Genomic DNA, 12,480 nt, shown 5'->3' with positions numbered 1-12,480 from the left:
CCTATCAGGCATCTCTCTGCTTTTTTTTGCTGGTGAAAGATGATATAATGCTTTATGATAACGTCACATTTAGAGGAAAACATGAAAATTGATAAAAAGCATTTATTAAATTATTCTATTTTACTGCCCTACTTAGTTCTTTCGGTACTGGGTCTCATTATCGTTTATTCCACAACCAGTGCGACTTTGATCCAATACGGCGGCAACCCTTTTCGCTCTGTTTTAAATCAAGGTATCTTTTGGATAATCAGCTTGTTAGCTATCTGGTTTATTTACCGACTGAAATTAAATTTCTTAAAAAATTCAAGAGTACTGACTACTGCAATGCTGATTGAGGTTGTTCTGCTCCTAATTGCCCGCTTTTTTACTCAGGAAGTGAACGGTGCTCACGGCTGGATTGTTATCGGCCCGATCAGTTTTCAGCCGGCTGAATATTTAAAGATTATCATGGTTTGGTTTCTGGCTTTTACATTTGCCAGAAAGCAAAAACTGATTGAAACCTATGATTATCAGGCCCTGACCAGACGGCGCTGGTTTCCAAGAAATTGGAGCGATTTAAGGGACTGGCGCCTGTATTCTTTACTGATGATAGCATTAGTAGCAGCACAGCCTGACCTTGGGAATGCGGCCATTATTGTTTTGACTGTTATTATTATGTACTCTGTCAGCGGTGTTGCTTATAAATGGTTTTCGACCATTCTGACGGTTATTGTCGGCCTTTCTTCACTGTTTTTAGGAACAATTGCTGTTGTCGGAGTAAAAAACATGGCTAAAATACCAGTTTTTGGCTATGTTGCCAAGCGTTTCAGCGCTTATTTCAATCCCTTTAAGGATTTGACAGACTCGGGGCATCAGCTGGCTAATTCTTATTATGCGATGAGCAATGGCGGCTGGTTTGGTATGGGACTGGGAAATTCTATCGAAAAGCGCGGCTATTTGCCGGAGGCTCATACCGATTTTGTCTTTTCAATTGTAATTGAGGAACTCGGTCTAATCGGTGCCATTATGATTTTGGCCTTAGTTTTCTTCTTGATTCTGAGGATTATGAATGTTGGCTTAAAAGCCAGGGATCCCTTTAATTCTATGATTGCTCTCGGGGTCGGCGGTATGATTCTGATGCAGGTTTTTGTCAATATCGGAGGAATATCCGGCTTGATTCCATCTACCGGGGTTACCTTTCCCTTCTTATCGCAGGGGGGGAACAGTTTACTGGTTTTATCAGTTGCCATCGGTTTTGTCCTAAATATTGATGCTAATGAAAAAAGAGAAAGTATTTTAGAAGAAGCAGAGGAGCAGTATCAGTCACAGATCAATCCTGCAGCTGAAATCTGATTGTTTCTTTATTATCTTTCAGAAAAGTTAAAGAAAGGACTTAGGAGAAAGTTATAGCTCAGTTTTTGTCTCTCCGGCCGGCACATTTAGCTTGTGCCGGCTTTTTAAGTCCAATTCTGTCCTTTTATCTGAAATAAAAATGCTTATTTATCTTAGCTTTTTTTAGCAGAGAAAGAATTAGTTAAAATAGGCATAAAATACTTGCATTTTCATTGTAATTTGTTAAAATAGTAGGGTAAAGTTAGACTGTATTGCCTACCGTCTATCTATAAAATATATTTTATTGGAGGCTTTTCCTAAAATGGCAAAAGAAAAATACGATCGTAGTAAACCACACGTTAACATTGGTACAATCGGCCACGTTGACCATGGTAAAACGACATTGACTGCAGCGATTACAACTGTTTTGGCACGCCGTCTTCCAACAGCTGTTAACCAGCCGAAAGACTATGCCTCAATCGATGCTGCTCCGGAAGAACGTGAACGCGGTATCACTATCAATACAGCTCACGTTGAATATGAAACTGAAAAACGTCACTATGCTCACATCGATGCACCTGGACACGCGGACTACGTTAAAAACATGATTACCGGTGCTGCCCAAATGGATGGTGCTATCCTTGTAGTTGCTTCAACTGACGGTCCTATGCCGCAAACACGTGAACACATCCTTCTTTCACGTCAGGTTGGTGTTAAAAACCTTATCGTCTTCATGAATAAGGTTGACTTGGTTGACGACGAAGAATTGCTTGAATTGGTTGAAATGGAAATCCGTGATCTTCTTACAGAATACGATTTCCCAGGAGATGACCTGCCTGTTATCCAAGGTTCAGCTCTTAAAGCTCTTGAAGGTGACACTGCTCAGGAAGATATCATCATGGAATTGATGGATACAGTTGACAGCTATATTCCAGAACCAGAACGTGACACTGACAAACCATTGCTTCTTCCAGTCGAAGATGTCTTCTCAATTACTGGACGTGGTACTGTTGCTTCAGGTCGTATTGACCGCGGTACTGTTCGTGTTAACGACGAAGTTGAAATTGTTGGTATCAGAGATGATATCCAAAAAGCTGTTGTTACCGGTGTAGAAATGTTCCGCAAACAGCTTGATGAAGGTTTGGCCGGCGATAATGTCGGTGTGCTTCTGCGCGGTATCCAACGTGATGAAATTGAACGCGGTCAAGTGCTTGCTAAACCAGGTTCAATCAATCCGCATACGAAATTTAAAGGTGAAGTTTATATCCTTACTAAAGAAGAAGGCGGACGTCACACACCATTCTTCAACAACTACCGTCCACAGTTCTACTTCCGTACAACTGACGTGACAGGTTCAATCGAACTGCCTGCAGGTACAGAAATGGTTATGCCTGGTGATAACGTGACTATCGATGTTGAGTTGATTCACCCAATCGCGGTTGAACAAGGAACAACCTTCTCTATTCGTGAAGGCGGACGTACAGTTGGTTCAGGTATCGTTTCAGAAATTGAAGCTTAATGACCTGCTTTCCCAAACGATATAAGCGTCAGACATTTATTTATAAAAACTCACTGCCTTAAGGCAGTGAGTTTTTTTCTATATTCTATTGATAGAAAAACAGTCGTTTTTCCTTGTTTTATTCACTGGTGCCATTGGTTTAAGCGCTCCATCAAAAGCTCACGGTAAGCTTGGCCGGCAGCTTCATTTTCTTTTTTGCTGCCGCCGGTTGCTATAAGTCCGTAGGGACTTGCAAGATAGCCTCCCTCTGCAAAGATATGGCCGGCTTTATCATAAATGTGGAGTTCAGCTCGTTCTCCTTGAGTTTTCTTGATTACTTTTGCCATACTGGCACTGGGCCACATACGATCATCGCCTCCTGCAAAAATCAAGATATCGGCATCAGCAGCTTCTTGGAGGATCTCATAATCAGCAGCCTTGTCAGTATTGGCAATTGCTGTGCGGTAAAGAGGCTCATAGGAGGTCGGTGCTCCGCTTACCATACCAAATAAGAAAGCGATATACTCTGGAAAACCGGCATGCATGGTTGAGATATAGGGGAGCTCTTTTCCTTTATAAGTCCATGATGAGCTGATGTTTTCATAATCCAGACCGTTGAAATTATAAGCACTTGGTGCCATGAGAATGATATGGTCAATCTCTGAATAATAGTTAACAAGATTGAGGCAGAGTTCAGCCCCTTTAGAAGCCCCATACAGTGTAAGTGGAGCAGGATCAGTTACGTTTTTCTCAATATAAGCCAGTACTTCATCAAAGAAATCAATTGGAATTTTTGAAAGGGAGGGCTGCTGATTTGGCATACCGTAGCTAAAGAGTGACAGCACTTCATAGCCTTGAAGGGCAAAACTGACTCCTTCATAATAACCGGGAGATCCTTCAGAACCGCCGAAAGTAACGACAACTCCTTTTTTAGTTTTTTTGCTGGGTCTAAGATGAAAGCCATTCAGATAATCACCCTTAATATGCTCTATCTGCACTCCTTCATACTCAGAAGGGTAAAGATCAAGGTTCGTCGGATCTGAATAAATAGAACTACTGTCAACCTGTTTATATTTATTGTAGACAGAATGATTATACAAGCGCAAAACGACAATAATGGCGATGAAAAGAACGATTAAGACAGCAGCATATTTTAATAGCCTTAAAAAGATTTTCATCAGACAACCTCCTTTTAAATAAGATACAAAGGCCGTTAAGAACGCAAAAGGAAAATAGGAGACTGACCGCTGAGTCACTAAAGACTCAAGGGAAGTCTATCTTTTTCCCGCAGCGTTTAGGCCGTGTTCAATTCACCAAGATACAAAGGCCGTATAAAGCTCACAGCAAAAATAGGAAAACTGACGAAGAAACCTCAGTTTCTAGGAAGTTTTGTACTCACAAGAGCAGCCACATTCGTACGTCAGCTTATGATTCCTACGACTGCGTCTCTTTTTTGCAAAGAGCTTAGGCCGTGTTCAATTAGGGTAATTCAAGAAAAACTATGATTGATGTATGTGAGGTTTTTAAAAGCAGATTTTATTTAGCTGCTGGTTTTTAATGCCAAAGGATATTATGATGCCTGTAATTGCAGCAGCATTTTTGACTGTGATTAGTGATAAATTTATAACATTTTCTACTATCAGTATAGCACCCCTGGTTTTATTAGTCAATAAAAAAGTGAATTATTTTTAACATATTACCGATCAGTGACCTGACTGAGAGCAGCCTTTAATATTTCCAGAAAATATGCTACAATAGGAAACGTAAAATAAAATAAGAAGAGGTAAGTGAAATGTCACGTAAACCAATTATTGCAGGTAACTGGAAGATGAATAAAACAGCTGCTGAAGCGCGTGAGTTCATTGATGCAGTGAAAAATCAGATACCAGCAAATACGCTTGTTGATACTGTTGTTGGTGCACCCGCTCTTTTCCTCGAAGGGATTAAAAAAGGCGTTCGGGATACTGAACTGAAAGTGGCAGCGCAAAATTGCTATTTTGAAGATTACGGTGCCTTCACTGGGGAAAACAGTCCGGCGACTCTTGCTGCACTGAATGTTGACTATGTTATTATCGGACATTCAGAACGCCGGGATTACTTCCATGAAACAGATGATGATATCAATAAAAAAGCCCATGCTATTTTCAGAAACGGCATGATTCCGATTATTTGCTGCGGGGAATCACTTGAAACTTATGAGGCAGGTAAGGCTGTTGAATTTGTCGGTGCTCAGGTTTCTGCAGCCCTTAAAGGTTTAACAGCTGATCAGGTAGCTTCCTTAGTGCTGGCATATGAACCTATCTGGGCTATCGGTACTGGTAAATCAGCTACACAAGATGATGCCCAAAAAATGTGTAAGGCTGTCCGTGATGTTGTAGCAGCTGATTTTGGTCAAGAAGTTGCCGATAAGGTACGGGTTCAGTACGGCGGTTCTGTTAAACCTGAGAATATTGCTGATTACATGGCTTGTCCTGATGTTGACGGTGCTCTGGTCGGCGGTGCTTCTCTTCAGCCGGACAGTTTCCTTGCCCTGCTTGACTTCGTAAACTAAGATTTTTTAGGTACTGGCGAAAACTGACAATATAAAAAGGCATTCTTTTAGGCTGAGGCTGGTTAGCAATCAGCGTAAAAGAAGGCCTTTTAGTATTTTGCAGTCCATTTTGTCAAAGCAGCAAAAAGGTTTCAAATTCAGCTTTAAGCTGTGATTTGAAACCTTTTCTCTTCGTATAGACGATTCATTCAGTGTTGCCAAGCAGACTAACTAACGGTGTGTGTAGTAATAAGCGTAAGTCCATGCAGCAACATTAGGAACAACAACCAAACCAATTACAGCAGCTGTAGCCATAAGCTCACCTCCTTTCAAAAAGATACAAAGGCCGTTAAAAGAGCAAAGCAAAAATAGGAGACTGGACGAAGAGCCTCAAGGCTCTAGGACAGGCTATCTTTTTTGCACAGCTCTTAGGGCGTGTTCAGTTCACCAAGATACAAAGGCCGTTCGAACTCACAGCAATAGCGGGAGATTAGACGAAGCTGGGACAGACTATGTTTCTTAAAATAATGATAATAGTATTCGTTTTATTTCAAAAGGACATGTGTGTCCTGTTGAAGAAGAACTGTGACTTGATACAATGCTAAAATAAGAAATGAAGTACAGTGAGAGGCAAGGAATGGATAAAATTAAGGCTGTCGGTCTGTCAAAAAGGTTTAACAAGCATGTGGCTTTAAATCAGATTTCTTTTTCTGTGAAAGAAGGAGAAATTTTTGGTTTTCTTGGTCCATCGGGTGCTGGCAAGACAACTGCCATCAATATCGTAACGAATCAGCTGAAAGCTGATAGCGGGCAAGCTGAGATACTGGGGAAAAATGCCCAGCATCTTCAGGCGGCCGACTATATGAAGATGGGCATTATGAGTGATACGGTCGGTTTTTATGAAAAATTGACCGTATATAAAAATCTTGAATTTTTTGCTCGTTTTCACAGAGTTCCAATGGGAAGAGTCGATGAACTGCTGAAGAGTCTGGATTTATATGATGACCGCCATAAGAAAGCTGACAAACTTTCAACCGGAATGCGGCAGAGACTGTTACTCATCAGGGCGATTCTCCATGATCCGGAAGTGATTTTCTTAGATGAGCCGACATCGGGTATGGATCCGACTTTGGCACAAAAAGTACATAATGTTCTGCTGGCATTAAAGTCTAAAGGTCTGGCTATTTTTTTAACAACGCATAATATGCAGGAGGCGAGCAGGCTGTGCGATAATATAGCCCTGCTGCATCACGGAAAGATTTTAGAGTACGGCAGTCCGGCCTCTATCATTGAGAAATATCGTACTGATGACCATGTCTACCTGCGATACCGCAACGGCCGGGAAAAAATGGTTCCTAAAGATGAAGTGGACAGTCACTGGGGTCCAGAAGTTATCAGTATGCATACTCTTGAACCGGATTTAGAAACGGTCTTTATCAAATTAACGGGAGAAAAATGGCATGATGAATAAATTGAGAAGTTTGCTCTGGCTGCGCTGGCAGTTTTTATTGAGCAATAAACTGTTTATGTTTATGGTACTGACGCCGCCCTTTTATGTTTTGCTCCTGTCAACCATCGGGGATTCATCGGTTACGGCGGCTTACATCGGTACTGGAATTAACACAGTATACAGCATAACTGCTGGATCTTTTATCTCTATGATGATAGCAGAAGAAAAGGAAAAAAAGAACCTTAAAACCTTAATCTTAACTGGAGTTAACCAGAAAGAATACATTCTCAGTGTTATTCTGTTTCCGATTTGTTTTTCTTTGGCGGCCAGTATTCTGCTCCCTTTATTACTCCATGTCCGGAACATGGACTGGGGAAAGTTTTTACTTGTTGTTGGTTTGACAATTGTTATTTTTGTCCTGCTTAATTTATTAATTGCTTTTTTAGCTAAAAATCAAATGCAGGCCAGTTTGTTTAGTCTGAGCCTGTATTTGCTGGCTAACTTTTTACCGATTTTAGCTACAGAGATTAAGTGGTTAAAAAATGTGTTGGACTGGTCCTTTATCGGTGCTAATTCCAAATATTTTTCACAGCTGGCTGATTTTGAACTGACTGATTCATCCTTGCTGGCTTTAGTCCTGTGGATTCTTTTAGCTGGTACAGCCCTATATTTTGCCTACAAGCGCAACGGGAAACTGACATAAAGACAGACAAAAATATAACTTCAAATACATTGGTTTGCTTTACTTTTTTAGCTTTAGGGGCTTGTCAATTCAAACAAAGAAAGCTGAGACATCTTGTCTCAGCTTTCTTTTGGGTTATGGGGTGGTTTAGGAGCAGTCACAGCTGTATTTTTTATTCTACTGCCGTCCTAAAATTTTTTTAAGTCCCTGAAGAAATTTGGCTTTCAAGGGATGGGGATAGTAGCGGAAGGTGCCTGTTTTTCGTGTGATATAGCCATTGAAATTTTGTTTGAACCGAAGAACACCGTCGGAACCATCAAACTCACCGGTAATACCGAGTAAATTATAGGTTTTAATACCGCGTTTCATGGCTTCCAGCATGACATATTCCTGCAGCAGGGCCGGAGCATAGAATTTGTTGAACTCCGGATAAGAGCCGCTAAATAAATAAACAGCTTCCTGCGCTGTATAAATGAAGAGGCTGGCTGCCAAAACGACATCTTCAGAACCATGTTTGGCAATCAGCTCCTCTGCTTCGGCAATGCGAACAGAAAAAGTCTCAAACTGGCTTGTGATTTCCCGCAGTTGATTTTGTTTTTTTTCAGATGGCTTGGCAGCTAAATTAGCTTTCAGTTTGCTTATTTTTTGTCCAAGTTTGTTTTGGTCTTTTTGCAGATTAGCGAGATAATCTTGGAAATTAAGACTGGCAATCATAAATTCACAGTCGGGGCCAAAGCTGTCATAGAAGTCCTGATAATAATCAAGCGGTTTGTCTTGATAATCACGGCGGTTAGATGTAGCGGCAGTGACATCTTTGAAAATAGTCAATTCATCTCGTTTTAAAGGGCGCAATTTGATACCGAAAGTCTTGGCTTTTTTAATCAGCGGGCGGCCTTTTTTGCTGAACGACTTGATGAGACTGGCCGGTTCAAGTTCAGTTAAATCCTTAACATAATGCCAATCGGGCTCGCCTCCCGGATAGCCGGTCAGCAGACCATCATGCTCATAGCCTGCATTCAGCAGATTGTCAATCAGTTCCGGACGATTCTGATCAATCGGCTGGCCGTTAGTATCAAAGGTTTGGTAGGTGTCGTAAGGTTTAACGATAAGTTCTAAGGCCCCCTTCTTTTTAGCATAATCTCGAAGTTCCTCATAGAAAACGTTCAGATAGCGACGGTCAGCGGCCGCCGGTCCGGAATTGATTTCCATATGAAGCCCTCCGGTCATAGGCATGCTGTAAAGAACGGCTCCGACCAGGACAGTGTCTTCTTTGCTGTAGGCGACAAATTCGACAGCAGCACCGCGTTTTTTCAGCAAGTCAGCCATCTGGACAGACTGCATAAAGGATTTATAAGAGAGTGATTGGCAGAAATCAATGAATTGTTCTTGGCTTAAAGTTGTTAAAGGCATCAGTGATTATTCCTCTTTTTTCTGGTCTCATAGGCGTAATTTGCTAAAGGATAGAGCCATTTATTGACAGGGATATTGAATTCGCCGATAAATTCTTCAATTGTCGGGTTGAAATTGGCTTTAAATTTGGTCAGGCCGTCATCCAGACTGCCTTCCACTCCTCCCATATTAGCCCAAATGATGCCATCGTTATAGGCATCTTCAAAAACTTTGGGGTAAAGAGAGTACTGCGGGTAGAATTTTTTGAAAGCATCATTCATGCCGGCATAGAGCATTTCCATCACATTGCCAAAGCGGACGGAAAGAATGCCGGCAATAATCAGCTCATCAGGATATTGGCTGACATAGTCTTCGAATTCGGTGATATATTTGCTGACTGAGGCTTCTTGCTGCTTGAGCTTGGTCAAACGTTTTTTCTGATGTTCTCCGGTCTCAGACAGATCTTTTTGAATCTGAGTTAGCTGTTCTTTGTACTCTTGCAGGCGTTTAGACAGATTGACTTTAGCAAGGTGCAGATAGGCATTGTCGCCGTATATGGTCATCATTTTTTTGAAATAATCTTCATTACGTAAGGCTACCCCTTTGCGGTTTTCAGTTAAAGCCACCACATCTGCGAAAGCTTTGACATCTGTAATGTCACCGCGGCTGGTTTCCACTCCTCGTTTCTGGGCATCCTTCATCAATCGTTTCGTATGTTTGGGGAAAGTTGCTGTCAGATTATTGTCTGTATAGACATTAGCCTGGAAACGCGGCTGGATGCTCTCTGCAATTGCCTTAGTCCGGCCTGTCCAGCAGGCTCCGGCCTCCTGAAGGTGAGCCAGCTGGGCAAGCGTTTCAGTATTTTCCTCTGCTTCCTGCCCTATCTTGTACTGTTTAAGAAGCAGAGCAGGGTCAAACTTAATAAAAAGTGCCTGTTTTGTTTTTCCGTAGGCTTTCAAAGCAGTTATCACTTCTTTAACCAGAGCAGAATCATTATAATCCATAACGGGTCCGCGCGGGATATAGAGCATGGTCATTCCGAGCAGCAAAGGCCTGATGAGAACAGAAGCTGAGGCCACCAGCACACCGTCCCGATAAAAGCCTAAGCGTTCGTTGCCCCAGTTATCCTTGACTTGTGCCCAGTCAGCGCTTTGCAGGAGGTTGGTCTGCTTGCTGGCTTTGACAAACTCATCATGTTCTATCTTTGAAATCCCAATTTTGTATGTAACCATTATTTTAGTACCCATTGGCGAATCGCATAGGCTACGCCGCTTTCTTCATTTGATTTTGTGATAAAATGAGCCAGATTTTTTATTTCTTCTACAGCATTGGCCATGGCTACTGGTGTTCCAGCCGCCTCCAGCATTGCCCGATCATTGGCTTCATCGCCGATTGCCATTGTTTCATCGGCCCTCAGTCCCAGTTGCTCAGCTAAATGAGTGAGAGCCTTGCCTTTGCTGGCCTCTTTATTGATAATTTCCAGATAAAAGGGGGTTGATTTGACAATGGTGTATTTATCATAGAGTTCCTGAGGGAATTTAGCAATGGCTGCGTCTAAAATCTCTGGCTCGTCAATCATCATAACCTTAACAATTTCATGACCTGCCATTTCTTCCGGTGTGCGGTAAAAGACCGGCATATCAACGAGTGTTGCTTCATGAACGGTATATTTGCCGATATCTCTGTTAGCGGTATAAATGCCTTTTTTAGTGATAGCATGGAGGTGAACATTGAGTTTGCGGCTCCAAAACTCAAGATCCAGATAGTCTTCATAGGTCAGCGTTTTTTTAATCACATCAGCGCCTTTAGCTGTATCCTGCACCAAACTGCCATTGAAAGTAATGACATAGTCTCCTTCATCCTTCAGTTTCAGTTCTGTCAGCAGATTTTGAACGCCGGCAAGCGGACGGCCTGTGGCTAAAACAATTTTAGTTCCCTGATTCTTAGCAGCCTGAATCGCTTCATAAACTTCAGGCGTAATTTTCCGGTCATTAGTAATAAGAGTGCCGTCAATATCAACAGCAACAAGTTTGATCGACATGATATTCTCCATAATCTGAAAATTTCTATATACTATATTACTAAAAAATGCGTTTTTTGTCATGACAGATTTTGCAGAAGCGCCAAAGGCAGTCCAATTAAAAAGTCTGCCTTACACCTTTGCAAATACAAAACAGCCAGTTATGCTTAAATAACGATGAGGCATTCAGACTGGCTGTTTTGATTTAGAAGCAAAAAGAAGGCGGATTTCAATTAATTTACGGGCGGTGTAAAATGGTCATTAGCTGTATAGCTGATAAAAATTTCTTTATTAGCAGCAAAAAGATCGTTTAAACGCAGCATTTCTTTCGGGAAGTAGAAGCGCTGATCGCCATAACTGGTTCCGGTCAGGGTTTTTACAATAGGCGATAAGGTGGATAATTCTGCTAATTTTTGGTCTTTCTGAATGATTTCAATCTGTGTCCTGGGATTTTCTTTTTCCGGGCGGTAAATATCATAGGGAAGATCAAAACTGGCTTGAATGCCGGTATAATATTCGGGGTCAAAGCCGACAGATTGTACTAAATCTTCCAGACGGTAAAGCTGAGATTGGGATTCTTCATCAAATGTTACGGATTTAAAAAGTTTGCGGTTGATGAAGCGGCTGGATAAATCAGCCAAAATCTTATCTTCAGCGGTCATCCAGGACTGAAAATAGGCATTCATCACCCCATCATCCAAAGCTAAATAATCGTCGAGTTCAAAGTTTTCCTGCAGAAAGGGGAGCAGATTTGGCGCTGTTTTTTCAAAGAAATAGCGGTCCTGTTTAAAAAGCCACTTAGCCCGTTTCAGCAATTTTTCCAGCAGGACTTCAACTGACCGGCTGGCCGGATGGAAATAGACCTGCATATACATTTGAAAACGGCTGACAATATAATCTTCTACAGCATGCATACCGTTGCGCTCAAAGGCAATCCCTTCTGCAGTCGGACGGATAACACGCAGGATCCGCATCAAATCAAACTGACCGTAGTTGGCTGCAGAATAATAGGAATCTCTGAGAAGATAGTCCATGCGGTCACAGTCCACTTGACTGGATATTAGCTGAACGACCTGTTGATTAGGGTAAGTATGGTTAATCACGCTGGCCACTTTTTCCGGAAAATCAGGAGAAATCTGGCTGAGAACACTGTAAATTTCTGTCTCGGGACTGGTGATAATCTCCCGACTAAAGGCTTCATGGTCAGTAGCAAACAGCCGCTCAAAGGTATGGGAATAGGCTCCGTGGCCGATATCGTGGAGCAAAGCTGCTGCCATAGTCAAAAGCGATTCATCGGCATTCCAAATGCCCGCGTATTTCTGCTCAAAGATTTCGGTAACCCTGCGAGCAATTTCATAGACGCCCAGGCAGTGTGAAAAGCGGCTGTGCTCAGCACCGTGAAAGGTAAAAGCAGTAGTCGGAACTTGCTTAATGCGCCGAAGCCGCTGAAATTCTTTCGTATTAATCAAATCGTAAATCAGCTGGCTGCTGACATGGATGTAGTTGTGAACAGGATCACGAAAAACTTTTTCATTCATGGCTTCATTATAACAAAAATTGCAACTTTATTCAGAAATTGATAGAATAAATCTGGCAATAT

The 12,480-nt window shown here is 41.9% G+C and carries 10 protein-coding genes; 5 read left to right on the top strand and 5 right to left on the bottom strand.

Annotated features, from left to right (window positions below):
* The first annotated feature begins 81 nt into the window (after positions 1–81).
* The gene (gene ftsW, locus AB3329_RS08400) at positions 82–1,332 is read left to right on the top strand and encodes a cell division peptidoglycan polymerase FtsW (protein WP_368395477.1); all 1,251 of its coding nucleotides are present in this window, start codon (positions 82–84) and stop codon (positions 1,330–1,332) included.
* A 301-nt stretch (positions 1,333–1,633) separates the two neighbouring features.
* Positions 1,634–2,830 (top strand): elongation factor Tu, encoded by a 1,197-nt coding sequence (gene tuf / locus AB3329_RS08395; protein ID WP_368395476.1) that lies wholly within the window; start codon positions 1,634–1,636, stop codon positions 2,828–2,830.
* A 122-nt stretch (positions 2,831–2,952) separates the two neighbouring features.
* On the opposite strand, the gene AB3329_RS08390 is transcribed toward tuf, so the two are convergent.
* Positions 2,953–3,987 (bottom strand): acyl-CoA thioester hydrolase/BAAT C-terminal domain-containing protein, encoded by a 1,035-nt coding sequence (locus AB3329_RS08390; protein WP_368395475.1) that lies wholly within the window; start codon positions 3,985–3,987, stop codon positions 2,953–2,955.
* A gap of 614 nt (positions 3,988–4,601) precedes the next feature.
* Between AB3329_RS08390 and tpiA the strand changes: the two genes are divergently transcribed.
* The 3 genes from tpiA to AB3329_RS08375 all read left to right on the top strand — a co-directional run bounded on the left by tpiA (position 4,602) and on the right by AB3329_RS08375 (position 7,492).
* The gene (gene tpiA, locus AB3329_RS08385) at positions 4,602–5,360 is read left to right on the top strand and encodes a triose-phosphate isomerase (protein ID WP_368395474.1); all 759 of its coding nucleotides are present in this window, start codon (positions 4,602–4,604) and stop codon (positions 5,358–5,360) included.
* Between the two features lie 616 nt (positions 5,361–5,976).
* Positions 5,977–6,810: an ABC transporter ATP-binding protein gene (locus AB3329_RS08380; protein WP_368395473.1), complete on the top strand. Its 834-nt coding sequence runs from the start codon at positions 5,977–5,979 to the stop codon at positions 6,808–6,810.
* On the top strand, positions 6,800–7,492 hold the full coding sequence (locus tag AB3329_RS08375; protein WP_368395471.1) for an ABC transporter permease: 693 nt from the start codon (positions 6,800–6,802) through the stop codon (positions 7,490–7,492). Before AB3329_RS08380 ends, AB3329_RS08375 begins: the two co-directional genes overlap by 11 nt.
* 156 nt (positions 7,493–7,648) lie before the next feature.
* Here the strand turns inward: AB3329_RS08375 and AB3329_RS08370 are convergent, their stop codons facing one another.
* The 4 genes from AB3329_RS08370 to AB3329_RS08355 all read right to left on the bottom strand — a co-directional run bounded on the left by AB3329_RS08370 (position 7,649) and on the right by AB3329_RS08355 (position 12,418).
* A complete protein-coding gene (locus AB3329_RS08370; RefSeq protein ID WP_368395470.1) occupies positions 7,649–8,881 on the bottom strand; it encodes an aminoacyltransferase in 1,233 nt (410 codons plus the stop codon).
* The gene (locus AB3329_RS08365) at positions 8,881–10,092 is read right to left on the bottom strand and encodes an aminoacyltransferase (RefSeq protein WP_368395469.1); all 1,212 of its coding nucleotides are present in this window, start codon (positions 10,090–10,092) and stop codon (positions 8,881–8,883) included. Before AB3329_RS08365 ends, AB3329_RS08370 begins: the two co-directional genes overlap by 1 nt.
* Positions 10,092–10,901, bottom strand: coding sequence for a sugar-phosphatase (gene yidA / locus AB3329_RS08360; RefSeq protein WP_368395467.1), 810 nt, complete (start codon positions 10,899–10,901; stop codon positions 10,092–10,094). Before yidA ends, AB3329_RS08365 begins: the two co-directional genes overlap by 1 nt.
* A 212-nt stretch (positions 10,902–11,113) precedes the next feature.
* Complete coding sequence (locus tag AB3329_RS08355; protein ID WP_368395465.1) at positions 11,114–12,418, bottom strand: HD domain-containing protein; 1,305 nt, start codon at positions 12,416–12,418, stop codon at positions 11,114–11,116.
* Positions 12,419–12,480 lie beyond the last annotated feature (62 nt).

This window comes from Streptococcus huangxiaojuni, assembly GCF_040930515.1.
Taxonomy (GTDB): domain Bacteria; phylum Bacillota; class Bacilli; order Lactobacillales; family Streptococcaceae; genus Streptococcus; species Streptococcus huangxiaojuni.
The sequence above is the reverse complement of the archived record's forward strand: the minus strand, read 5'-3'. Positions and strand labels throughout refer to the sequence as shown.